The following is a 22,959-nucleotide window of genomic DNA, read 5'->3' on the forward strand; positions in this document are numbered from 1 at the left end:
GAAACCACCACGGTCACCACCACGGTTGTCGCCACCACGGTCATCGCGACGGAAGCCACCCGACGGACGGTCGTCACGGCGGAAGCCGCCACGGTCGCCACCGCGGTCGTCACGGTTGAAACCACCCGACGGACGGTCATCGCGACGGAAACCACCACGGTCACCACCACGGTTGTCGCCACCACGGTCATCGCGACGGAAGCCACCCGACGGACGGTCGTCACGGCGGAAGCCGCCACGGTCACCGCCACGGTCGCCACCGCGGTTGTCGCGGCGCTCGTAGTTGCCCCGCTCGTCACGGCGCTCGAAGGTGCGCTCCTGGACGACGGGCTCGGCGACGGCGGCCACGGCAGCGGCGACCTCGGCCTCGGCGGCCTCGACGACCTCGGCGACGGCGGTCTCCGGGTCCTCACCGCGCTCGCGGGCGGAGCGGGCGACGAGGCGGTCGGCCTCCTCGCGCAGCTCGGCGGCGCGACGGGTCGCGCGCTCCAGCTGCTTCGTCAGGTCGGCGACCTCGCGCTCGGCCTGCTTGGCGGCGTTGTTCGCGGAGTCGGCCTGGACCTCGGTGAGCGAGCGCGCACCGGTGATCTCGGCGACCTCCGGGTCGAAGGCGCCGGCGCCCTGGACGATGTGGCGCGAGGCGTCGACGCCCGCGTCCTCCATCAGGCGGAAGATCTGGCGGCGCTGGTGCGGCAGGGCCAGGGAGACGACGACACCGGACTTGCCGGCACGGGCGGTACGGCCCGAGCGGTGCAGGTAGTCCTTGTGGTCGCCGGCCGGGTCCACGTTCAGGACCAGGTCGATGCCGTCGACGTGGATGCCGCGGGCGGCGACGTCGGTGGCGACGAGCGCGTTGACGTAGCCGTCCTTGAAGTCGGCGAGGACGCGGGTACGGGCGCCCTGCGTCATGCCGCCGTGCAGCGCGTCGGCCTTCACGCCGGCCTCGATGAGCTGCTCGGCGATGCGGTCGGCGCCCAGCTGGGTGCGGACGAAGATGATGGTGCGGCCCTTGCGGGCGGCGATGGCGGCCGTGACCGGCGCCTTGTCCTTCGGCTTCACGACGAGGACGTGGTGGGTCATGGTCGTGACGTTGCCCTGGGCGCTGTCGACCTCGTGCGTGACGGGGTTGGTCAGGTAGCGCTTGACCAGGGTGCCGATCTCGTTCTCCATGGTGGCGGAGAAGAGCATGCGCTGGCCGCCGCCGGGGATCTGGTCGAGCAGCTCGGTGACCTCGGGCAGGAAGCCCAGGTCGGCCATCTGGTCGGCCTCGTCGAGGACGGCGACCTCGACGTTCGCCAGGGAGCAGGCGCCGCGGTTGATGATGTCGCGCAGGCGGCCCGGAGTGGCGACGAGGACGTCGACACCGCGCTCCAGGGCGTAGATCTGGTTGCCCATGGAGGTACCGCCGCAGACGACCTTCATCTTCAGGCCGAGGACGTCGCCGTAGGGCTGCAGGGCGTCCGCGACCTGCATCGCGAGCTCACGCGTCGGCGTGAGGATGATCGCGCGGGGCTTCTTCTTCTCGGTGTGGCCGCCGGCGAGGCGGGCCAGGGTCGGCAGACCGAAGGAGAGGGTCTTGCCGGAGCCGGTGCGGCCGCGGCCGAGGATGTCCTTGCCGGCCAGGGCGTCCGGGATGGTCGCGGCCTGGATCGGGAACGGGGAGGTGACGCCGTTCTGGGCGAGCTTGCGCACGACGCCCTCGGGCAGACCGAGGTCCGCGAAGGTGGTGGTGGGCTCGGCGTCGTCGGCGTCGGCCGCGTCCGCCTCGGCGGTCACGTCGGCGACATCCGCCACGTCGGCCTCGAGGGCCTCGATGATCTCGTCGCGCTCGATGGCGTCCATGGCCTCGGTGACCGCGAGGGTCTCGGCGTCGACGATCTCGGTGGAGTCGTTCTCGGGCATGACGGAACGGTCAGAACTGGAAATGGACATGCGAAATGCGAAACCTTCCGGAGTCTCGGCACGCGCCCAAACTCCGTGAATCGCAAATCGACCGCCTCAATGCGGTCAGCCACGGCTAGGGAGAGTACGCGCCACACGGCGCTCTTCGGATTCGGCGCCGGGCAATGGGATCAAACGATCTATAACCATACGCACCCTCCCGGGGGTCTGGCAAGTCGCCCCCGGGACATCACCCCTGACCTGCGGCGATGCTCCGGGGATGAGTTGCGCGAACCCAGGAAGGGCCACCCAGAACCCCGCGGAACGGGGCAGAGCATCCCTACGCCACGCTCGACCCGGGACCCGGATCGGACGGCGGCGTGGGTGTGGGTTCCGTCACAGTGGGCGAGGGCTCCGCGGTCGGGCCGCCCGTGCCGCCGCCGGTCCCACCGGACCCACCGGACCCACCGGACCCGGAGCCGCCGGAGCCGGAGCCCGACCCGGAGCCCGAACCCCCCGCCCCCGAACCGGATCCCGAGCCGCCGGCGGCCGAACCCGCACCGCCGGCTCCCGAGCCCGACCCGGAGCCGCCCGCCGCGGACCCCGAGCCGCCGGCACTCGTGCCGCCCCCGGACGGCGCCTGGCCGCCCTGACCGCCCGCACCGCCGCCCGGACCGCCCGTCGGCGCGGGCTGCCCCGGCTTCGCGGGAGCCCCCGGGCTGGGCGAGGCCCCGGCCGCGCCGGAGGCCTTCCCGGGCTCACCCGGCTTGGCCGCCTGGTTCCCCGTACCGTTCTTCACGCCGTGCCCGTTGCCGTGGACCCCGGAACCGTGGCCGCCGCCGGCCGCCCCGGCGGGCCCGCCCGTGTCCTTGCCGCCGACCGAAGCCGCGGGCCCGGGCTTGGCGGCGTCCTCGCCGACGCTCATGCAGCCGGCCGTCGCCGCCACCGCGAGGGCGGAGACGGCCAGTCTGAGGGACGCGGACAGGGAAGCGGTCAAAGGGCGCACGGGGGCACCTCCGGAGCACTGCGGCGGGGTCCGCGATGAGCGGGTCAATGAACCCAACTCCCTTTACCCCGTAAGAGACACGCCCCTTACGCGAACAGCTGCCGCGCCACCTGGGAGCCGAGCGTCACCGCGCCCAGCCCGGCCAGCACCGACGCGGCGACGTTCGCGGCGGCGAGGAACCACCGGCCGCGCTCGGCCAGCCGCAGGGTCTCGTACGAGAAGGTCGAATAGGTGCTCAGCGCCCCGCACAGCCCCGTACCGAGCAGCAACCGCAGCCGCGAGGAGCCCGCCCCGGCCAGCGCCGCCCCGGCCACCGCCCCGAGCAGCAGACACGCGGCGGCGTTGACGACGAAGGTCCCCCACGGGAAGACGGAATCGTGCCGCGCCTGCACCGCCCGGTCGGTGAGGTACCGCAGCGGCGCCCCGACGACCGCGCCCGCCACCACGAGCAGCCAGTTCACCGGCGTCCCCGCGCGAGCGCCAGCCGCGTCACCGACGCCGCCGCCCACACCGCGCCCAGGGCCGCCGCCACCGTCAGCCCGGCGTACGCCAGCGCGGTCCCGGCCTCGCCCTCGTCCAGCAGCCGGGAGAAGTCCTCGGCGTAGGCGGAGAAGGTGGTGAACCCGCCGAGCACGCCCACCCCCGCGAACGGCCGCAGCAGCGGATGCGGCGCGCTCCGCCCGCCCTCGCTGATCAGCACCATGAGTACGCCGATCAGCGCGCAGCCCGTGGCGTTGGTCCAGAAGGTCGCCCACGGGAAGGCCCCGGGTCCGGCCGGCCACAGCAGGGCCGCCCCGTACCGCGCCGAGGCGCCCACGGCCCCGCCCGCCGCGACGGCGGCGAGCACCCGGCCCTGCGGTTCGGCGCGCTGGGCGGGCACGTGGAGGTCGACGTCGGGGTCGATCGCCTCCGCGCCGGGGACGGGCCGGGTCACCCGTAACCCAGGGCGTGCAGCCGCTCGTCGTCGATGCCGAAGTGGTGGGCGATCTCGTGCACGACCGTCACCTCCGTCTCGGCGACCACGCTCTCCCGGTCCTCGCACATCCGCAACGTGGGGTTCCGGTAGATGGTGATGCGGTCGGGGAGCACTCCGGCGTACCACTCGCCGCGCTCGGTGAGCGGTGTCCCCTCGTACAGGCCGAGCAGCTCGGGATCATCGGCCGGGGGCTCGTCCTCGACGAACACCGCGACGTTGTCCATCAGCCGCGTCAGCTCCGGCGGAATCCGGTCCAGGGCCTCTGCGACGAGCTCCTCGAACTCCTCGCGCGTCATCTCCAGCACCCGGCCATTGTCGCTCCGGCCGGGGCCGCCGCCGCCCCCGGGGGAAACCGTTTTGGCGATAGCTCCTCCGATCCCATATGCTTCTCACGTCCCCGACGCGCTGAAAAGTGCCCGGCGGGCCTTTAGCCCTCATCGTCTAGTGGCCCAGGACGCCGCCCTTTCAAGGCGGTAGCACGGGTTCGAATCCCGTTGGGGGTACGCAACACCATGTGCAAGACTTGCTCTTGCACAAACCAGGTCCTGTGGAGCAGTTGGTTAGCTCGCCACCCTGTCAAGGTGGAGGTCGCGGGTTCAAGTCCCGTCAGGATCGCTGAGGCTGGAAACAGTCTCGTGGCTGGGTAGCTCAGTTGGTACGAGCGATCGCCTGAAAAGCGATAGGTCGCCGGTTCGACCCCGGCCCCAGCCACAGAAGGAAGGCCCCGTCCGTCGGACGGGGCCTTCCGCGTTCTACCCCTCCCGCTCCCCCGCGCGGGCCGTCCGCCGCCACCGGACCAGCCCGAGGGCGAGCGCCGCCGCGCCGACCAGTCCGAGCAGCGCCCAGTCCGGTACGGCGTCCGCGAGCGCGGCCACCCGTCGCTCGACGGCGTACGAGTCGTCCACGTCCAGCAGCCCGGGCAGGGCGCTCGTCCCGTCGTAGGCCAGGAACAGCGTGCCCAGGGTGATGAAGAACAGCCCGGACAGCAGCGAGGTCGTGTGCAGTTCGAGGCGGCCCAGCCGGACGGCCCGGCCGCGCAGCCAGCGCCTCCGGCCCAGGTCGAAGCGCTCCCACAGCAGGGCCAGCACGAACAGCGGTACGGCCATGCCCAGCGCGTACACGGCCAGCAGCAGACCGCCGTAGACCGGGCTGCCGCTGACGGCCGCCACGGTCAGGACGCTGCCGAGGATGGGGCCCGCGCAGAAGCCGGCCAGCCCGTAGACCGCGCCGAGGGCGTACACCGACAGGGCGGTGGTGGGGCGGATCCGGCCGGACAGCTCCGAGAGCCGCTTCGGGGCGAAGCCGAGGCCCAGGATCTGGGCGAGGCCCAGCGCGATGATCAGCCAGCCGCCCGCGAGGACGAGCAGGTCGCGGTTGCCGTGGAAGAAGCGGCCCGCGTAGGAGCCCGCCGCGCCCATCGGTACGAGGGTGCTCGCGAGGCCCGCGTAGAAGATCCCGGTGCGTGCCAGGAGCCGTGAGCGGGAGTCGATCGAGTACGCGAAGAAGGCGGGCAGCAGCAGGGCGCTGCAGGGGCTGAGCAGGGCGAGGAGACCGCCGAGCAGGGCGGCCAGGTATCCGATGCCGGTCACTGTCCGGCCGCTGCCCGCTCGGCCTTGGCGATGGCGGCCGCGAAGGCGTCCAGGGGCTGGGCGCCGGCGAGGGGCTGCCCGTTGACCAGGAAGGAGGGGGTGGAGCGGACGCCGATGCGGTAGCCCTCTTCCTGGTCCTTGCGCAGGGCGGCGGCGGCCTCCTCGCCCGCCATGTCCCGCTTGAAGCGCTCCAGGTCCGGGACTCCGGCCTCGCGGGCCAGCTCGGTCAGGCGCTCCTCGCCGAAGCCCTTGGCCTTGGCGTCCTCGGCGTACGCGGCGGCGTGGAAGGCCTTGAAGCGGTCCTGCCGGCCGGCGGCCCAGGCGGCCTTGGCGGCGGCCTCGGACTCGGCGCCGAAGATCGGGAAGTTGCGCCACTCGATGCGCAGGATGCCCGCCTCGACGTACTTCTTCACCAGTTCGGGCTCGGTGTCGCGGGCGAACTTGCCGCAGTAGCCGCACTTGAAGTCGGAGTACTCGATCAGGACGACGGGGGCGTCGGCACGGCCCAGCGCGAGCTTGTCGCCGGCGTCGCGGCGGGCCAGGGCCTTCAGCTCGGCGGCCGGGTCGGTGCGGGGCGCGGAGGCGACGGCGGTGTCGCGGGGCCTCTCCTGGGGGGCGGTGGCCTGCCAGGAGACCAGTCCGAGGGTGACGGTGGCGAGCGCGACCCCCGCGGAGATCAGCAGGGGCTTGCGGGACGAGCGGGACATAGGGGTGCTCCAGAGCTGCGTGTGATGAAGGGAACCGGTGGCGCGGCTCCCTCTAGACCCGCATCACGGACAGCTCCACCGGCGAGGGCGCGGGCCGGTCGGGCCCGCGTACGGGGCCCCGTACGCACTCCCCCCGGTCCGGCCGCTCCCCCTCCGGCGCGGGGCGCGCCGGGGGCAGCGGGGCGTGGTCCTGCCCGGCGCGGGGCGGTACGGCGGGTGCCGGGTCGTGGCCGGGGGAGTCGGGGCCGCAGGCGGGCCCCCGCCCCTGGAGCGGCTCGGCGACCGCCTCCCGTACCGGCCCCGCCGGAGCGCCGGCCGCGTACGCCGCCGGGACCGCGGTGGCCGTCCCCTGCCGCACCGCGACCGCGGCGCCGCCCGCGGGCGGCGGTAGGCCCGGGTCGGCGGTCCGGGCGAGGCCCGTGAGGGCGACCGCGAGGAGGCCCAGGACCAGCGCGAACAGGGCGGCGGCCGGAGCGCGGGGAGGACGGCGGGACAACGGTGGGCTGCCTCTCACTCGCACGGCCGGGGGACTCGTCCCGAAATGGTACGGGGAGGGGCACAAATGCGTTCGCCACCCGCCCGGCCCAGGTGAGATCCTCGATCAGGTATGTCTACTTCCTTCGCCGCCCTGCAGACGCTTCTCGGAGAGATCTCCCTCCGGGACGCGCACCGCCTCGGCCGCCGCCTCGAGGGCGCCCGCCGTATCCGCAAGCCCGAGGCCAGGCAGGCCGTGCTCGACGAGATCGCCGCGGAGGCCGAGAAGGCCGCCGCGCGACTGGCCGGCCGCGCCTCGCGCACGCCGGAGGTCACCTATCCCGAGAACCTGCCCGTCAGCCAGAAGAAGGACGAGATCGCCGAGGCGATACGCGACCACCAGGTCGTGATCGTCGCGGGCGAGACCGGCTCCGGCAAGACCACGCAGATCCCCAAGATCTGCATGGAGCTGGGGCGCGGCGTCCGGGGCATGATCGGGCACACCCAGCCCCGGCGGATCGCGGCCCGTACGGTCGCGGAGCGCATCGCGGAGGAGCTGAAGTCGGAGATCGGCCAGACGGTCGGCTGGAAGGTCCGCTTCACCGACCAGGTGGACCCGGACGCGACCTTCGTGAAGCTGATGACGGACGGCATCCTGCTCGCGGAGATCCAGACGGACAGGGAGCTGCGCGCCTACGACACGATCATCATCGACGAGGCGCACGAGCGGTCCCTGAACATCGACTTCCTGCTGGGCTACCTGGCCACGCTGCTGCCCAAGCGCCCCGACCTCAAGGTGGTCATCACCTCGGCGACCATCGACCCGGAGCGGTTCTCCCGGCACTTCGGGGACGCGCCGATCGTCGAGGTCAGCGGCCGCACCTATCCGGTGGAGGTGCGTTACCGCCCGCTGCTGGAGGAGGACAGCGAGGAGAGCGACCGGGACCAGATCACCGCGATCTGCGACGCGGTGGACGAGCTGCAGGGCGAGGGGCCGGGCGACATCCTGGTGTTCCTCTCCGGCGAGCGGGAGATCCGCGACACCGCCGACGCGCTGGTCAAGAAGCAGCTGCGCTTCACCGAGGTGCTGCCGCTGTACGCCCGGCTCTCGCACGCCGAGCAGCACCGGGTCTTCCAGCCCCACACCGGGCGGCGGATCGTGCTGGCCACGAACGTCGCCGAGACCTCGCTGACCGTCCCGGGCATCAAGTACGTGATCGACCCGGGCACGGCCCGCATCTCCCGCTACAGCCACCGTACGAAGGTGCAGCGGCTGCCGATCGAGCGGATCAGCCAGGCCAGCGCCAACCAGCGCAAGGGCCGCTGCGGCCGCACCAGCGACGGCATCTGCATCCGGCTGTACTCCGAGGACGACTTCAACGCCCGTCCGGAGTTCACGGACGCCGAGATCCTGCGGACGAACCTGGCGTCCGTCATCCTCCAGATGACCGCGGCCGGGCTCGGGGAGATCGAGAAGTTCCCCTTCATCGACCCGCCGGACCACCGCAACATCCGCGACGGCGTGCAGCTGCTCCAGGAGCTGGGCGCGCTGGACCCGGCGCAGAAGGACGTGAAGGAGCGGCTCACCCCGCTGGGCCGCCAGCTCTCCCAGCTGCCCGTGGACCCGCGTCTGGCCCGCATGGTCGTGGAGGCGGACAAGAACAACTGCGTGCGCGAGGTCATGGTCATCGCGGCGGCCCTGTCCATCCAGGACCCGCGCGAGCGGCCCTCGGACAAGCAGACGCAGGCGGACCAGAACCACGCCCGGTTCAAGGACGAGACGAGCGACTTCCTCTCCTACCTGAACATGTGGCGCTACGTCCGCGAGCAGCAGAAGGAGCGCGGTTCCTCCGCCTTCCGCCGGATGTGCAAGCAGGAGTACCTGAACTTCCTGCGGATCCGGGAGTGGCAGGACATCTACTCGCAGCTGCGCACGGTCGCCAAGACCATGGGGATCCACGTCAACGAGGCCGACGCTCCCGAGACGAGCATCCACGTCTCGCTGCTGGCCGGCCTGCTCTCGCACATCGGGCTCAAGGACACGGACAAGAACGAGTACCTGGGGGCCCGGTCCGCCAAGTTCGCGATCTTCCCGGGCTCGGCGCTGTTCAAGAAGCAGCCGAAGTTCCTGATGTCGGCGGAGCTGGTGGAGACCTCGCGGCTGTGGGCGCGGGTGAACGCCAAGGTGGAGCCCGAGTGGGTGGAGCCGCTGGCGCAGCACCTGATCAAGCGCACCTACAGCGAGCCGCACTGGGAGAAGGACCAGGCGGCCGTGATGGCGTACGAGAAGGTCACGCTGTACGGCGTGCCGATCGTGGCGCAGCGGAAGATCAACTACGGCCGGATCGACCCGGAGGTGTCGCGGGAGCTGTTCATCCGCAACGCGCTGGTGGAGGGCGACTGGCGCACGCACCACAAGTTCTACGCGGACAACCGCAAGCTGCTGACCGAGGTCGAGGAGCTGGAGAACCGGGCGCGGCGCCGGGACATCGTCGTGGACGACGAGACCCTGTTCGACTTCTACGACCAGCGGATCCCGGAGCACGTGGTGTCGGGGGCGCACTTCGACTCCTGGTGGAAGCACAAGAAGCGCGAGGAGCCCGAACTCCTCGACTTCGAGCGGGAGATGCTGCTGACGGAGAAGGCGGCCGGGGTCACCAAGGCCGACTATCCCGACACCTGGCGGCAGGGTCAGCTGAAGTTCCGGGTGACGTACCAGTTCGAGCCGGGCGCGGACGCGGACGGTGTGACCGTGCACATCCCGCTCCAGGTGCTGAACCAGGTGACCGACGAGGGCTTCGACTGGCAGATCCCGGGCCTGCGGGAGGAGGTCGTCACGGAGCTGATCCGCTCGCTGCCGAAGCCGATCCGCCGGCACTACGTACCGGCGCCGAACTTCGCGACGCGCTTCCTGCGGACGGCGCATCCGATGCAGGAGCCGCTGCCCGTGACGCTGGCGCGCGAGCTGCACCGGATGGTGGGGGTGCCCGTGTCGCCGGAGGACTTCGACCTCAGCCGGATCCCCGACCACCTGAAGATCACTTTCCGGATCGTCGACGAGCGGCGCCGCAACCTCGCCGAGGACAAGGACCTGGAGGCCCTGCGGCTGAAGCTGAAGCCGAAGGCCCGCCAGGCCCTCTCCAAGGCCGCGGCCGCGACCGCCGAGCGGGCGGGCGGGGAGTCGCTGGAGCGCACCGGGCTGACCGACTGGACGATCGGCACCCTGGTGCGGGTCTTCGAGACCCGCCGGGCCGGCCAGCCGGTGAAGGCGTACCCGGCCCTGGTGGACGAGGGGACGAGCGTCTCCGTACGGCTCTTCGACACGGAGGCCGAGCAGCAGCGGGCGATGTGGCTCGGCACCCGGCGGCTGATCCTGCTGAACATCCCGGTGAACCCGGCGAAGTTCGCCTCGGACAAGCTGACCAACCAGCAGAAGCTGGCTCTGTCGCGCAATCCGCACGGTTCCATCCAGGCGCTGTTCGACGACTGCGCGACGGCGGCGGCCGACAAGCTCATCGCCGACCACGGCGGCCCCGCCTGGGACGAGGCGGGCTTCCGCCGGCTCCACGACGCGGTCCGGGCCGACCTGGTGGACACGACGGTGCGGACCGTGGCCCAGGTGCAGCAGGTGCTGGCGGCCTGGCAGGCCTGCGAGCGGCGGCTGAAGGCCACCGGCAGCCTGGCCCTGATGGCGAACGTCGCGGACGTGAAGGCGCAGTTGGCTGCCCTGATGCCGGCCGGTTTCGTCACGCTGACCGGGCTGAAGCGGCTGCCGGACCTGATGCGCTACCTGGTGGCGGCCGACCGGCGGCTCCAGCAGATGCCGACGGGCGTCCAGCGCGACACCACGCGCATGGAGAAGGTCCACGAGATGCGGGACGAGTACCTGTGGCTGCTGGAGCAGTTGCCGAAGGGCCGGCCGGTCCCGGAGGCGGTGACGGAGATCCGGTGGATGATCGAGGAACTGCGGGTCAGCTACTTCGCGCACGCGCTCGGGACGGCGTACCCGATCTCCGACAAGCGGATCGTGAAGGCGGTGGACGCGGCGGCGCCGTGATCCGGTTCGACCGCACCCCCTGAGCTGCTGTACAGTCTGTTTCGCAGCCACGCCAGTCGGCCGCGAATCAAGGTCCTGTGGAGCAGTTGGTTAGCTCGCCACCCTGTCAAGGTGGAGGTCGCGGGTTCAAGTCCCGTCAGGATCGCAGAAACGTCAGGGCCCGTATCCCCCCAGGGGATGCGGGCCCTGACGCGTATCCGGGTGCGGTCCGCGCGTACGGCGCCCGCCCCGTCGGCGGCTACCCGCCGCGTGATCACCCGAAACCCGCCGCGCCCCTGAGCGCCCCCCTGAGGGCCCCGGCACCCCTGCGTGCGGTCCGGGCCCCGGAAAGCGGCCCCGGCCCCTCCAGCGGCCCTCCAGCGGGGCCGGCGCCCCCTCGCCCGGGCGGGAAAAAATCCCCCGTACGAGTGAGGCGCTCTGTACCGGACCTTCCCTTTACGAGGTGCATTGCCGGATGTACAAGAGTTATCAGCTGTGACGGGAGTCACCACATGAGTTTTCGAGACCCGCACGTTTATCGGACCCCTACGCACGCTCGATTTAATATGTGCAATGGCACCTCCCCGGCCGGCCTCGGCGGGCGACGGGGTCCCGCACCGGTCCGGAGCACAAAAAAGACCGCGCTGGACCCGGCGGAGTCCAGCGCGGTCAAACGGCATGGAGCCTGTTGGGGCAGGCCCGGCCGATGAAGCCATGTGGGTTTCATCGGATTGGGGGATCCGACACGTACCCGTTAATGCGGTGGTGCTGCGGGACCTCAGGCCTCGCTGCGCTGCTGCGGAATTCCCGCGAGCAGTGCGCGGACCTCAGCCTCGCGGTAACGGCGGTGTCCACCCAGGGTGCGGATGGACGTGAGCTTGCCAGCCTTGGCCCAGCGGGTGACCGTCTTCGGGTCCACGCGGAACATCGTGGCAACCTCAGCCGGGGTCAGCAGCGGCTCGGCATCAGGGGTGCGAGCGGTCATGAGCGGCCTCCTCGGGAGAACCGAACCATCTCGGTTCTTTCCTCTAAATTCTGCACCTTGGCCCGCGTTGCCCGAAATGGACATACGCAGGCCGAGTCGGTTATAGGACGAACGGCTTGTCCTCGGCACTACAACTACACCATCCGTCCAGCCTCGACGGCCAAACCGATGGAATTGCCCTCCGAGGTGTTCATCAGCGGCGGAAGCCGATGGACCGTCCCATAACGGACAGTCACCCCACTGTGACGATCAGTCACAGAGCGATCAGGAGCCGTCAGACCCCCCATAGAGTGCAATACCGAGCATTCCGCCCATAGTTGGGCGGAAGGAACCCTCCCCGGACTCCTTGTCCTATTTTGGCACGAGGGTAGGGGAAGGGCGCAAGGGTGTGGATAGTGCGTTCCGTCACGCTTGAGCCAATGGCCCGTATCGGGACGTAGGTCCTGGGACTAAGACCTTAATGCGGTGATCGAACCCCTGATCTGCGGATTGCGGCTGATCGGCCGATGACAACCGATACGGGCGATACGAGGGGGGTCCGAACGGGTCCGAACGGGTGCCGAACGGGATTCGTACATGATCCCCACCGACCCCGGGTTCCGAAAGGCCCCAAGCCCACCTAGTTCGCGAAGAGCCTCTCCCTGACCGCCCGCCACCGCAGCGACAGCTCCCCGTACACCTGCGCGGCACCCTCGTGATCGCCCGCCCGCAGGGCCGCGGTCCCCTCCGCCAGATCGCGGGCCGACCGGTCCCCCGCCAGGCCGTCAGCCGGCAGCGCGTGCAGCAGCCCGCCGTAGTCCAGTTCGACCATCGACCGCGGATGGAACTCCTCCAGCCAGCCGCCGACCTCCACCAGCCCGTCCGCCAGCGGCCCGTACCCCCGGCCCTCCGCCGCCCGCAGGGTCCGCAGCGTTCGCGCCAGCCGCCTCCGCGCCTGCACCATCGGCGTCCGGTAGCGCAGCCGCTCGCCCGGCAGGTACTCCCGCTCCTCGTCCGCCACCAGCACGAACCAGCGCAGGGGCACCTGCCACACCCCGGTACGGATCCACGGGCGCGCGTCCGGGTTCCGCTCGCGCCAGGCCTCGTACGCCTCCGCGGCCCGGCGCCGCTGCGCCGGCGGCAGCGCCGCGTCCAGCACCGGGCGCGGGAAGTCGGCGACCAGTTCCTGGAGCGCCAGCCAGCCGCGCAGCCGGGTCCGCCAGGGGCAGACCAGCAGCACCCCGTCGAGCTCCGCCGTGAAGGCGTCCCCGCTCTCGTGTACCGGGACCCCCACCACGGGGACCCGTACCAAATCCGCGAGCGACCGCCGCAGTTCGTCCTGGGCCGTCGGCGCGCTGCCGTGCCGGGCGTACGCCGCCCAGTGCGTGCGCTCGGGCTCGGTGAACGCCGTCAGGGGTTCGTACACGCGCAGGTAGGAGGCGTACGGGACGGCCGGCCCGGGCCGTGGGGATTGGCTCACGCACCGGTCCTGCCCCTTTCGGCGGTCCGGCTCACCTCCGGGGCGGCGGTAACCCGGGAGTGTTCCGATCCCCGGACAGGGGGTACCCCCGCACGCCGCAGGTCTTACTCTGCTCCCAGTGCGCCCTCCCCCACCCGCAGGGCGGGCGACTTTCCGCCGCATCTCTTCCATGGGAGTCACCACCGTGACCGAAATGACCGACGGCGTCCTGCACACCCTGTTCCGTTCGGAGCAGGGCGGCCACGAGCAAGTCGTGCTGTGCCAGGACCGTGCCACGGGCCTCAAGGCCGTCATCGCCATCCACTCCACCGCCCTGGGTCCCGCCCTCGGCGGCACGCGCTTCCACGCGTACGCCTCGGACGAGGAAGCCGTCCGCGACGCGCTGAACCTCTCGCGCGGCATGTCGTACAAGAACGCCCTCGCCGGCCTCGACCTCGGCGGCGGCAAGGCCGTGATCATCGGCGACCCGGCCGTCCTCAAGACGGAGGAACTCCTGCTGGCCTACGGCCGGTTCGTGGAGTCGCTCGGCGGCCGCTACGTCACCGCCTGCGACGTCGGCACCTACGTCGCGGACATGGACGTCGTCGCCCGCGAGACCCGCTGGGCCACCGGCCGCTCCCCCGAGAACGGCGGCGCCGGCGACTCCTCGGTGCTCACCGCCTACGGCGTCTTCCAGGGCATGCGCGCCAGCGCCCAGCACCTGTGGGGCGACCCCACCCTGCGCGGCCGCAAGGTCGGCGTCGCCGGCGTCGGCAAGGTCGGCCGCCACCTGGTCGAGCACCTGCTGGAGGACGGCGCCGAGGTCGTGATCACGGACGTCCGCGAGGAGTCGGTCCGCGAGATCCTCGCCAAGCACCCCGGCGGCAAGGTCAGCGCCGTGGCCGACACCGAGGCCCTGATCCGCACCGAGGGCCTGGACATCTACGCCCCCTGCGCGCTCGGCGGCGCCCTGAACGACCACTCCGTCCCCGTCCTGACCGCCACGGTCGTGTGCGGCGCGGCGAACAACCAGCTCGCCCACCCGGGCGTGGAGAAGGACCTCGCGGACCGCGGGATCCTCTACGCCCCCGACTACGTGGTCAACGCGGGCGGGGTCATCCAGGTCGCCGACGAGCTGCACGGCTTCGACTTCGACCGGTGCAAGGCGAAGGCCTCGAAGATCTTCGACACCACCCTGGCCATATTCGCACGTGCGAAGGCCGATGGGATCCCGCCGGCCGCGGCCGCCGACCGGATCGCCGAGCAGCGCATGGCCGACGCCCTGGCCCTGCGCGCCGCCGCCCGCAAGGCGTAGCCCCTTCGGGGACCCGCCGGGGCGCGGCGAGACGGAACTCACTGCGCTTCGGCGGGTCGGCGGCCAGGAAAGCGTTAAAATCGCAGCTGACCAGCGAGTACGGGGTGTCCCGCTGGTTCTGTGGAGAGGCGCGTCATGCGGGCGGCGTACCGTATGGCCGCGGAAGCAGGTACCGTTAAACCCCTACGGACGGTCTCTCCACCGAGAGCCCGCTCCGAACCATGAACGCGTGTCAGACTCTGGGGCCGTCGAGCCCCGTCACCGAGGGGGTCGAGCCATGGGGCGCGGCCGGGCCAAGGCCAAGCAGACAAAGGTCGCCCGCCAGCTGAAGTACAACAGCGGCGGGACTGACCTCTCGCGTCTGGCCAATGAGCTGGGCGCATCGCAGACAGAGCCGCTGCCTATCAGCGCGCCGGTCGAAGTCGATGACGATCTGGACGACGACGACCCGTACGCCAAGTACGCGGATCTGTACAACGATGACGACGAGGACGAGGACGAACAGTCCGGTCCGTCGGCGCACCGTCGCGGGGCTTGACGCAACGATCCTCTGCACACCGCGTGCGTACCAGCGGGCCGAGTGGGCCGCTGAACTCGTTCCATACGTGCCGAAACCCGGTCCAGGGCATTGCCCCGGACCGGGTTTCAGTGCTGCTCAGACCGCGTAGCTGCCGGTCAGGGCCGCGCCCTCGGCGTGGTCGCCCCGGTCGAGGATCTCGCCGGCGACCCAGGCCTCGACGCCGCGGTCGGCGAGGGCGGTCAGGGCCACGTCCACCGACTCCTGCGGGACCACGGCCATCATGCCGACGCCCATGTTCAGGGTCTTCTCCAGCTCCAGCTGCTCGACGCTGCCGGCCTTGCCGACCAGGTCGAAGACGGCGCCCGGGGTCCAGGTGGCGCGGTCGACCGTGGCGTGCAGGTGGTCGGGGATGACCCGGGCGAGGTTGGCCGCGAGGCCGCCGCCCGTGATGTGGGAGTACGCGTGGACCTCTGCCGTACGGGTGAGGGCCAGGCAGTCCAGCGAGTAGATCTTGGTCGGTTCCAGCAGCTCCTCGCCGAGGGTGCGCCCGAGCTCGTCGACGTGCTGGTCCAGGGACATCCCGGCCCGGTCGAAGAGGACGTGCCGGACCAGCGAGTACCCGTTCGAGTGAAGGCCGGACGAAGCCATCGCGATGACGGCGTCCCCCGTACGGATAAGATCCGCGCCCAGCAGCCGGTCGTACTCGACCACACCGGTGCCGGCGCCCGCCACGTCGAAGTCGTCCGGGCCGAGCAGCCCGGGGTGCTCGGCGGTCTCGCCGCCGACGAGGGCGCAGCCGGCGAGGACGCAGCCCTCGGCGATGCCCTTGACGATGGCGGCGACACGCTCGGGGTGCACCTTGCCGACGCAGATGTAGTCCGTCATGAAGAGCGGCTCGGCGCCGCACACGACGATGTCGTCCATGACCATGGCGACCAGGTCGTGGCCGATGGTGTCGTACACGCCCATCTGGCGGGCGATGTCCACCTTGGTGCCCACCCCGTCGGTGGCCGAGGCCAGCAGGGGGCGCTCGTAACGCTTGAGGGCGGAGGCGTCGAAGAGGCCGGCGAACCCGCCCAGGCCGCCGAGGACCTCGGGGCGCTGCGTCTTCTTCACCCACTCCTTCATCAGCTCGACGGCGCGGTCGCCCGCTTCGATGTCCACGCCTGCGGCTGCGTAGCTGGCACCGGTGGTCTTCTCTGTCATGACAGGAGAGAGCTTTCGTGTCGTTACTGCGTGTGGTGCTGGGCCCCCGGATAAGCCTCAAAGAGAGGGCCCAGCGCAGGTTGAGCCAGGGGGCTTGCTACGGGCGGCGGAGCGCGTCGGCGGCGTCGGTGCCGCCCGCGAGCTCGGACTCCAGCAGCTGCTTGCCCAGCAGCTGCGGGTCGGGCAGCTCCATGGGGTACTCGCCGTCGAAGCAGGCACGGCAGAGGTTGGGCTTCTGGATGGTGGTCGCCTCGATCATCGCGTCCAGCGAGATGTACGAGAGCGAGTCCGCGCCCAGCGAGGTGGCGATCTCGTCGACCGTCATGCCGTTGGCGATGAGCTCGGCCCGGGTGGCGAAGTCGATGCCGAAGAAGCACGGCCACTTCACCGGCGGGGAGGAGATCCGGATGTGGACCTCGGCCGCACCGGCCTCGCGGAGCATCTTCACGAGGGCGCGCTGGGTGTTGCCGCGGACGATCGAGTCGTCGACGACCACCAGGCGCTTGCCCCGGATGACTTCCTTGAGGGGGTTGAGCTTGAGGCGGATGCCGAGCTGGCGGATCGTCTGCGAGGGCTGGATGAAGGTCCGGCCCACGTAGGCGTTCTTGACCAGGCCGGAGCCGTAGGGGATCCCGCTGGCTTCGGCGTATCCGACGGCGGCGGGCGTGCCGGATTCCGGCGTCGCTATCACCAGGTCGGCCTCGACCGGGGCCTCCTTGGCGAGGCGGCGGCCCATCTCGACGCGCGAGAGGTAGACGTTCCGGCCGGCGATGTCGGTGTCCGGGCGCGCCAGGTAGACGTACTCGAAGACACAGCCCTTGGGCTTCGCTTCCGCGAAGCGCGAGGTGCGCAGGCCGTTCTCGTCGATCGCGATGAGCTCGCCCGGCTCGACCTCGCGGACGAAGCTGGCTCCGCAGATGTCGAGGGCGGCGGTCTCGCTCGCGACCACCCAGCCGCGCTCCAGGCGGCCGAGGACCAGCGGGCGGATGCCCTGCGGGTCCCGGGCGGTGTAGAGGGTCCCCTCGTCCATGAAGACGAGCGAGAAGGCGCCCTTGACCTGAGGCAGGACCTTGGCGGCCGACTCCTCGATGGTCAGGGGCTTGCCCTCGTCGTCGGTCTGGCCGGCGAGCAGGGCGGTGACCAGGTCGGTGTCGTTCGTGGCGGCCACCTGGGTGGCGCGCCCGTCCTGACGGGGGAGGTCGGCGACCATCTCGGCGAGCTCGGCGGTGTTCACCAGGTTGCCGTTGTGGCCCAGGGCGATGGAGCCGTGGGCGGTCGCACGGAAGGTGGGCTGGGCGTTCTCCCAGACGGAGGCTCCGGTGGTCGAGTAGCGGGCGTGACCGACCGCGATATGACCTTGGAGCGAGCCGAGAGAGGTTTCGTCGAAGACCTGGGAAACGAGGCCCATGTCCTTGAAGACGAGGATCTGGGAACCGTTGCTCACAGCGATTCCCGCGGACTCCTGTCCGCGGTGCTGTAGCGCATACAGTCCGAAGTAGGTGAGCTTGGCGACCTCTTCACCCGGAGCCCAGACACCGAAGACGCCGCAAGCGTCCTGGGGGCCCTTCTCACCGGGGAGCAGGTCGTGGTTGAGTCGTCCATCACCACGAGGCACACCACCGAGTGTAGGCGAGATCGACCACTGGTCCGAATTGGTGAGGGCCGGGAAATGTCACAGCACACAGGGTGACGGAACGGCCCCGGCTGGTATTCCGATCTCCTTGTGCGGAGCTACGAATAGGGCGGCCGGCCGAGGGGCCGCGGGCGACCCCAGAGTGACCGTGCGGTCACCCCTCGCGGCGCCTCTCGCGCAGAGCCGGGTCGAGGGCACGATCGCCGTGGGGCGCCCTTCCCCCGGTCACAACTCTTTCTCTCCTTTCATGATTTCGCTCATCCGGGCGGCGCTCTCCGATGCGGTGCGTCCCGGGCGACGGCCCGGGAGCGGCACGGCCCGGTCATGGTGCGGAGCCCCTGTGTCTTCGTACGAGTCGAGGCCGTCCCGAAGCGCCGTCCGCGTGGCCGGATCACTCCGCCGCCGAGGCCGCCTCGGCGGTCAGGGAGTCACCGTCAGTGGCCGTGAGGGTGAGGTTCCGGCCCTCGATCCGCCAGCTGAGGGGGCCGCTGCCGAAGAGGGCGGTCAGGGCCCGTTCCAGCTCGCCCGCCGGGCCCTCGCAGGCCATCCGGGTCGTGGTCAGCGGCCCCAGGGTCAGGGCGGTGCCGTCGACGGCCGCCGGGGCGCTGAAGCGGTTGCAGCCGAGGGTGCCGCTCGCGCGCCCCTCGGGGGTGAGGGTGAAGCGGGCCGCCCGGCCCTCGGGGGCCTCGGCCCCGGCGACGGAGCCGACGATCCAGACCGTCGCGGCGAGCGGGGCGTCGGGGAGCGGCGGCGCCGTCGGGGCCGGCCCGGTCGGTGCGGCGTCGTCCCGGCCCCGCCCGTCCGGCCCGCACGCGGCCAGGGCCAGTACGGTCAGGGCCAGTACGGTCAGGGACAGTACGAAGCCCAGGGCGGCGTTCGTGAGGTGCCTGAGGGTACGCATGCCCCTGGGACGAGCCGGGTCCCGGGCCGGTTCCGCCCTCAGCCCATCAGGGGCAGCAGCGCGGACAGGTCGGCCCGCTCGCCGCTGGCGCTGACCCGCGCCGCGTCCAGCTCCGCGGCCCAGCCGGTACGGCCCGTCGCGAGCCGCACCCAGGTCAGCGGGTCGGTCTCCACCACGTTCGGCGGGGTGCCGCGGGTGTGGCGCGGGCCCTCGACGCACTGGACCACCGCGAAGGGCGGGATCCGCACCTCGACGGAACCGCCGGGCGCCTTGAGCGCGAGGGCGTCGGCGAGCAGCCGCGTGCAGGCGGCCAGGGCCTGCCGCTCGACCGGGATGTGCAGCCCGGCGGCGCGGTTCAGGTCGTCGGTGTGGACCACCAGCTCCACCGTCCGGGTGACGAGGAAATCGGCCAGGGTCATGTCCCCGATCCACAGGTCCAGCACCCGGCTGCCCCGGTTCGCGTCCAGCGCCTCGGCCATCCGCGCGGCCGCCCGCTCGTACAGCTGGGGCAGCGGCTCCCCGCCGAGGGTCTCCCGGGCGGCCTCGGAGATCTTCCCGGCGAGGGAGGCGGTGGCGAACGGCCACTCGACGGCGGTCAGCTCGGCGACGGCGGCGGGCGGCCGGGCCAGGCCGGACGCCAGCGAGTCCGCGACCCAGGCGATGTGCGCGGCGAGTTCGGCCACGGACCACTCCCCGAGCCCGCTGGGCCGCGCCAGCTGCTCGGGGGTCAACTCCCCCACGGCGGCGGCGACGTGCCCGAACTGCGCGGTGACCGCGGTGCGGATCTTCGCCTGGTCGTACGTACGCGGCTTCTTCCTGACGGGCGGCATGCCCCGACCCTACTCGGGCGCCGGCGGCGGGCGTGGGCCCTGCGGGGCCGGGGGCAGCCGCACGCACACCGGCGGGCGCCGCCGCCAACGCCGCGGGCCCCCGGCCGGAGGGGATCCGGCCGGGGGCCCGCGGGAAGAGCGGCGGGATCAGGCCAGCAGGGCCGGGATCGTCGCCTCGTGGGCCGCGCGGAGCTCGGCCAGGGGGAGGGTGAACTCGCCCTGGATCTCGATCTCCTCGCCGTCCACCACACCGATGCGGGTGGCGGGCAGGCCCCGTGCGCCGCACATGTCGGTGAAGCGGAGCTCCTCGCTGCGCGGGACGGCCACGACGGCGCGGCCCGCGGACTCGGAGAACAGGAAGGTGAACGCGTCCAGGCCCTCCGGGACCACGATCCGCGCACCGTTGCCGCCCTTGAGGCAGGACTCGGTGAGCGCCTGGATGAGGCCGCCGTCCGACAGGTCGTGCGCCGCGTCGATCATGCCGTCGCGGGAGGACGAGATCAGGATCTCGGCGAGCAGCTTCTCGCGCGCCAGGTCCACCTTCGGCGGCAGGCCGCCCAGGTGGTCGTGGACGACCTGGGACCAGGCCGAGCCGCCGAACTCCTCGGTCGTGTCGCCCAGCAGGTACAGCAGCTGGCCGGCCTCCGCGAACGCCATCGGCGTACGGCGGTTGACGTCGTCGATGACGCCGAGGACCGCCACGACCGGGGTCGGGTGGATCGCGACCTCACCCGTCTGGTTGTAGAGGGAGACGTTGCCGCCGGTCACCGGGGTGCCCAGCTCGAGGCAGCCGTCGGCGAGGCCGCGGGTGGCCTCGGCGAACTGCCACATGACGTCCGGGTCCTCGGGGGAGCCGAAGTTCAGGCAGTTCGAGATCGCGAGCGGCTTGGCGCCGGTCGCGGCGACGTTGCGGTACGACTCCGCCAGCGCGAGCTGCGCACCCGCGTACGGGTCGAGCTTGGCGTAGCGGCCGTTGCCGTCGGTGGCCATGGCGACGCCGAGGTTGGACTCCTCGTCGATGCGGACCATGCCCGCGTCCTCGGGCTGCGCCAGGACGGTGTTGCCCTGCACGAAGCGGTCGTACTGGTCGGTGACCCAGGACTTCGAGGCCTGGTTCGGGGAGGAGACCAGGGCCAGGACCTGCGCGCGGAGCTCTTCCGAGGTCCGCGGACGGGGCAGGGCGCCCGCGTCGTCGGCCTGGAGGGCGTCCTGCCACGCGGGGCGGGCGTAGGGGCGGTGGTAGACCGGGCCCTCGTGGGCGACGGTGCCCGGGGGCACGTCCACGATCTGCTCGCCGTGCCAGAAGATCTCCAGGCGCTCGCCGTCGGTCACCTCACCGATGACGGTGGCGATGACGTCCCACTTCTCGCAGATCTCCATGAAGCGGTCGACGTACTGCGGCTCGACGATCGCGCACATGCGCTCCTGCGACTCGCTCATGAGGATTTCCTCGGGCGAGAGCGTCGCGTCGCGCAGCGGGACCGTGTCGAGCTCGACGCGCATGCCGCCGGAACCGGCGGAGGCCAGCTCGCTCGTGGCGCAGGAGAGCCCGGCGCCGCCGAGGTCCTGGATGCCCGCGACCAGCTTCTCCTTGAAGATCTCCAGGGTGCACTCGATGAGGAGCTTCTCCTGGAAGGGGTCGCCGACCTGGACGGCGGGGCGCTTGGTGGGCTTGGTGTCGTCGAAGGTCTCGGACGCGAGGACCGAGACGCCGCCGATGCCGTCGCCGCCGGTGCGGGCGCCGTAGAGGATGACCTTGTTGCCGGGGCCGGAGGCCTTGGCGAGGTGGATGTCCTCGTGCTTCATCACGCCGATGCAGCCGGCGTTGACCAGCGGGTTGCCCTGGTAGCAGGCGTCGAAGACGACCTCGCCGCCGATGTTGGCCAGGCCGAGGCAGTTGCCGTAGCCGCCGATGCCCGCGACGACGCCCGGCAGGACGCGCTTGGTGTCGGGGTGGTCGGCCGCGCCGAAGCGCAGCGGGTCGACGACGGCGACGGGGCGGGCGCCCATGGCGAGGATGTCGCGGACGATGCCGCCGATGCCGGTGGCCGCGCCCTGGTAGGGCTCGATGTACGAGGGGTGGTTGTGCGACTCCACCTTGAAGGTGACCGCGTAGCCCTGGCCGACGTCGACGACGCCGGCGTTCTCGCCGATGCCGACGAGCATGGCGTCGTTCTCGGGGACCTTCTCGCCGAACTGCTTCAGGTGGACCTTGCTGCTCTTGTACGAGCAGTGCTCGGACCACATGACGGAGTACATGGCGAGTTCGGCGCCGGTGGGGCGGCGGCCGAGGATCTCGCGGATCCGGGCGTACTCGTCCTCCTTGAGGCCGAGCTCCCTCCAGGGCTGGGAGGCGTCCGGCGTCTCGGTGGCGTTCTTTACGGTGTCGAGGCTCATGCGCTGACCAGCTTCTTCAGGACCGACGTGAAGAACGGGAGGCCGTCGGTGCGGCCGGTCCCGATCAGCGGCTCGACCGCGTGCTCGGGGTGCGGCATGAGGCCGACGACGTTCCCCGCGGCGTTGGTGATGCCGGCGATGTCGCGCAGCGAGCCGTTCGGGTTCACGTCGACGTACCGGAAGGCCACTCGGCCTTCGGCCTCCAGTTCGTCGAGCGTGCGCTCGTCGGCGACGTACCGGCCGTCCATGTTCTTGAGCGGTACGGAGATCTCCTGGCCGGCGGTGTAGTCGCCGGTCCACGCGCTCTCCGTGTTCTCCACCCGCAGCTTCTGGTCGCGGCAGATGAAGTGGAGGTGGTTGTTGCGGAGCATCGCTCCCGGCAGCAGGTGGGCCTCGGTGAGGACCTGGAAGCCGTTGCAGATGCCGAGGACGGGCATGCCGGCCTTGGCCTGCTCGATGATGGTCTCCATCACCGGCGAGAACCGGGAGATGGCTCCGGCGCGCAGGTAGTCCCCGTAGGAGAAGCCGCCCGCGAGGACGACCGCGTCGACCTGGTGGAGGTCCTTGTCGCGGTGCCACAGCGAGACCGGCTCGGCCCCCGCGAGGCGGACGGCGCGCAGCGAGTCACGGTCGTCGAGCGTTCCGGGGAACGTGACGACTCCGATGCGAGTGGTCACCGTCAGGCCTCGACCTTCACGGTGAAGTCTTCGATGACGGTGTTGGCGAGGAACGTTTCGGCCATCTTGTGGATGCGGTCGAGGGCGGCCTGGTCGACCGGTCCCTCCACCTCCAGTTCGAAACGCTTCCCCTGGCGGACGTCGGCGATCCCATCGAAGCCCAGGCGCGGCAGTGCACGCTGCACCGCCTGGCCCTGGGGGTCGAGGATCTCCGGCTTGAGCATGACGTCGACTACGACGCGTGCCACTGGCACTCCCGATGAGGTGGTTGGTGCGAAGGCGGTTCCCTCAGCGTACCCGCCCGAAATTTCTACGCGGGTAGATATCCTTCCGGTCCGATCCGCACGCCGTTTCGGCTTCACCAACGCTTCGCAAAATCCACCGGAAA

At 71.3% G+C, this 22,959-nt stretch carries 19 protein-coding genes and 4 tRNA genes; 7 read left to right on the forward strand and 16 right to left on the reverse strand.

Annotation, left to right across the window (positions count from 1 at the left end):
- The 4 genes from ACZ4WZ_RS04660 to ACZ4WZ_RS04675 form a co-directional block, all read right to left on the reverse strand.
- On the reverse strand, positions 1-1,932 hold a 1,932-nt coding region (locus ACZ4WZ_RS04660), incomplete at its 3' end, for a DEAD/DEAH box helicase (protein ID WP_467885033.1).
- A 1,041-nt stretch (positions 1,933-2,973) separates the two neighbouring features.
- On the reverse strand, positions 2,974-3,348 hold the full coding sequence (locus tag ACZ4WZ_RS04665) for a fluoride efflux transporter FluC (RefSeq protein WP_467885035.1): 375 nt from the start codon (positions 3,346-3,348) through the stop codon (positions 2,974-2,976).
- On the reverse strand, positions 3,345-3,821 hold the full coding sequence (locus ACZ4WZ_RS04670) for a FluC/FEX family fluoride channel (protein WP_467885038.1): 477 nt from the start codon (positions 3,819-3,821) through the stop codon (positions 3,345-3,347). The genes ACZ4WZ_RS04665 and ACZ4WZ_RS04670 overlap by 4 nt, the downstream gene beginning before the upstream one ends.
- On the reverse strand, positions 3,818-4,168 hold the full coding sequence (locus ACZ4WZ_RS04675) for a metallopeptidase family protein (protein WP_030225620.1): 351 nt from the start codon (positions 4,166-4,168) through the stop codon (positions 3,818-3,820). The genes ACZ4WZ_RS04670 and ACZ4WZ_RS04675 overlap by 4 nt, the downstream gene beginning before the upstream one ends.
- Positions 4,169-4,293: 125 nt before the next feature.
- On the opposite strand from ACZ4WZ_RS04675, the gene ACZ4WZ_RS04680 reads away from it, so the two are divergent.
- The 3 genes from ACZ4WZ_RS04680 to ACZ4WZ_RS04690 all read left to right on the forward strand — a co-directional run bounded on the left by ACZ4WZ_RS04680 (position 4,294) and on the right by ACZ4WZ_RS04690 (position 4,574).
- Positions 4,294-4,366, forward strand: a tRNA-Glu gene (locus ACZ4WZ_RS04680).
- A gap of 38 nt (positions 4,367-4,404) precedes the next feature.
- Positions 4,405-4,478 (forward strand) — tRNA-Asp (locus ACZ4WZ_RS04685).
- Positions 4,479-4,500: 22 nt separating this feature from the next.
- Positions 4,501-4,574, forward strand: a tRNA-Phe gene (locus ACZ4WZ_RS04690).
- A gap of 41 nt (positions 4,575-4,615) precedes the next feature.
- Here ACZ4WZ_RS04690 and ACZ4WZ_RS04695 read toward each other — a convergent pair.
- The 3 genes from ACZ4WZ_RS04695 to ACZ4WZ_RS04705 are packed head-to-tail and all read right to left on the reverse strand — an operon-like array spanning position 4,616 to position 6,655.
- Complete coding sequence (locus ACZ4WZ_RS04695) at positions 4,616-5,452, reverse strand: cytochrome c biogenesis CcdA family protein (protein ID WP_467885041.1); 837 nt, start codon at positions 5,450-5,452, stop codon at positions 4,616-4,618.
- A complete protein-coding gene (locus tag ACZ4WZ_RS04700) occupies positions 5,449-6,159 on the reverse strand; it encodes a DsbA family protein (protein WP_467885044.1) in 711 nt (236 codons plus the stop codon). Before ACZ4WZ_RS04700 ends, ACZ4WZ_RS04695 begins: the two co-directional genes overlap by 4 nt.
- A gap of 52 nt (positions 6,160-6,211) precedes the next feature.
- Complete coding sequence (locus tag ACZ4WZ_RS04705; RefSeq protein WP_467885047.1) at positions 6,212-6,655, reverse strand: hypothetical protein; 444 nt, start codon at positions 6,653-6,655, stop codon at positions 6,212-6,214.
- 111 nt (positions 6,656-6,766) lie between these two features.
- Between ACZ4WZ_RS04705 and hrpA the strand changes: the two genes are divergently transcribed.
- On the forward strand, positions 6,767-10,690 hold the full coding sequence (gene hrpA / locus ACZ4WZ_RS04710; RefSeq protein WP_467885050.1) for an ATP-dependent RNA helicase HrpA: 3,924 nt from the start codon (positions 6,767-6,769) through the stop codon (positions 10,688-10,690).
- 71 nt (positions 10,691-10,761) lie between these two features.
- Positions 10,762-10,835: transfer RNA gene (locus ACZ4WZ_RS04715), tRNA-Asp, on the forward strand.
- 612 nt (positions 10,836-11,447) lie between these two features.
- On the opposite strand, the gene bldC is transcribed toward ACZ4WZ_RS04715, so the two are convergent.
- Both bldC and ACZ4WZ_RS04725 read right to left on the reverse strand, forming a co-directional pair.
- Positions 11,448-11,654, reverse strand: a complete 207-nt coding sequence (gene bldC, locus ACZ4WZ_RS04720; protein WP_003949541.1) for a developmental transcriptional regulator BldC — start codon at positions 11,652-11,654, stop codon at positions 11,448-11,450.
- Between the two features lie 619 nt (positions 11,655-12,273).
- The gene (locus ACZ4WZ_RS04725) at positions 12,274-13,113 is read right to left on the reverse strand and encodes a DUF8083 family protein (protein ID WP_467885053.1); all 840 of its coding nucleotides are present in this window, start codon (positions 13,111-13,113) and stop codon (positions 12,274-12,276) included.
- 184 nt (positions 13,114-13,297) lie between these two features.
- Here ACZ4WZ_RS04725 and ACZ4WZ_RS04730 point away from each other — a divergent pair, with 184 nt between their 5' ends.
- Together ACZ4WZ_RS04730 and ACZ4WZ_RS04735 are read left to right on the forward strand one after the other, a co-directional pair.
- Positions 13,298-14,407 (forward strand): Leu/Phe/Val dehydrogenase, encoded by a 1,110-nt coding sequence (locus ACZ4WZ_RS04730; protein WP_388932383.1) that lies wholly within the window; start codon positions 13,298-13,300, stop codon positions 14,405-14,407.
- A 277-nt stretch (positions 14,408-14,684) separates the two neighbouring features.
- Positions 14,685-14,945: a DUF3073 domain-containing protein gene (locus tag ACZ4WZ_RS04735; protein WP_125602468.1), complete on the forward strand. Its 261-nt coding sequence runs from the start codon at positions 14,685-14,687 to the stop codon at positions 14,943-14,945.
- Between the two features lie 117 nt (positions 14,946-15,062).
- Here the strand turns inward: ACZ4WZ_RS04735 and purM are convergent, their stop codons facing one another.
- From purM to purS, 7 genes are all read right to left on the reverse strand, one after another.
- Positions 15,063-16,133 (reverse strand): phosphoribosylformylglycinamidine cyclo-ligase, encoded by a 1,071-nt coding sequence (purM, locus tag ACZ4WZ_RS04740; RefSeq protein WP_467885058.1) that lies wholly within the window; start codon positions 16,131-16,133, stop codon positions 15,063-15,065.
- A gap of 97 nt (positions 16,134-16,230) precedes the next feature.
- Positions 16,231-17,748, reverse strand: a complete 1,518-nt coding sequence (purF, locus tag ACZ4WZ_RS04745) for an amidophosphoribosyltransferase (protein ID WP_393827734.1) — start codon at positions 17,746-17,748, stop codon at positions 16,231-16,233.
- Positions 17,749-18,157: 409 nt separating this feature from the next.
- On the reverse strand, positions 18,158-18,667 hold the full coding sequence (locus tag ACZ4WZ_RS04750) for an META domain-containing protein (RefSeq protein ID WP_467885061.1): 510 nt from the start codon (positions 18,665-18,667) through the stop codon (positions 18,158-18,160).
- A gap of 38 nt (positions 18,668-18,705) precedes the next feature.
- On the reverse strand, positions 18,706-19,497 hold the full coding sequence (locus ACZ4WZ_RS04755; protein WP_467885063.1) for a maleylpyruvate isomerase family mycothiol-dependent enzyme: 792 nt from the start codon (positions 19,495-19,497) through the stop codon (positions 18,706-18,708).
- A gap of 147 nt (positions 19,498-19,644) precedes the next feature.
- Positions 19,645-21,894, reverse strand: coding sequence for a phosphoribosylformylglycinamidine synthase subunit PurL (purL, locus tag ACZ4WZ_RS04760; protein ID WP_467885066.1), 2,250 nt, complete (start codon positions 21,892-21,894; stop codon positions 19,645-19,647).
- On the reverse strand, positions 21,891-22,571 hold the full coding sequence (purQ, locus tag ACZ4WZ_RS04765; protein WP_467885068.1) for a phosphoribosylformylglycinamidine synthase subunit PurQ: 681 nt from the start codon (positions 22,569-22,571) through the stop codon (positions 21,891-21,893). The genes purL and purQ overlap by 4 nt, the downstream gene beginning before the upstream one ends.
- Before the next feature lie 2 nt (positions 22,572-22,573).
- Positions 22,574-22,819, reverse strand: a complete 246-nt coding sequence (gene purS / locus ACZ4WZ_RS04770) for a phosphoribosylformylglycinamidine synthase subunit PurS (protein WP_042801325.1) — start codon at positions 22,817-22,819, stop codon at positions 22,574-22,576.
- Between the last annotated feature and the right edge of the window lie 140 nt (positions 22,820-22,959).

The sequence above is a fragment of the Streptomyces sp. NPDC029122 genome (assembly GCF_055569445.1).

Excerpts from the sequence above, each read along its gene's own strand:
- ACZ4WZ_RS04700 (WP_467885044.1), bottom strand. The coding sequence starts at position 6,159 with ATGTCCCGCTCGTCCCGCAAGCCCCTGCTGATCTCCGCGGGGGTCGCG.
- hrpA (WP_467885050.1), top strand. The coding sequence starts at position 6,767 with ATGTCTACTTCCTTCGCCGCCCTGCAGACGCTTCTCGGAGAGATCTCC.
- bldC (WP_003949541.1), bottom strand. The coding sequence starts at position 11,654 with ATGACCGCTCGCACCCCTGATGCCGAGCCGCTGCTGACCCCGGCTGAG.
- ACZ4WZ_RS04735 (WP_125602468.1), top strand. The coding sequence starts at position 14,685 with ATGGGGCGCGGCCGGGCCAAGGCCAAGCAGACAAAGGTCGCCCGCCAG.
- purM (WP_467885058.1), bottom strand. The coding sequence starts at position 16,133 with ATGACAGAGAAGACCACCGGTGCCAGCTACGCAGCCGCAGGCGTGGAC.
- ACZ4WZ_RS04750 (WP_467885061.1), bottom strand. The coding sequence starts at position 18,667 with ATGCGTACCCTCAGGCACCTCACGAACGCCGCCCTGGGCTTCGTACTG.
- ACZ4WZ_RS04755 (WP_467885063.1), bottom strand. The coding sequence starts at position 19,497 with ATGCCGCCCGTCAGGAAGAAGCCGCGTACGTACGACCAGGCGAAGATC.
- purL (WP_467885066.1), bottom strand. The coding sequence starts at position 21,894 with ATGAGCCTCGACACCGTAAAGAACGCCACCGAGACGCCGGACGCCTCC.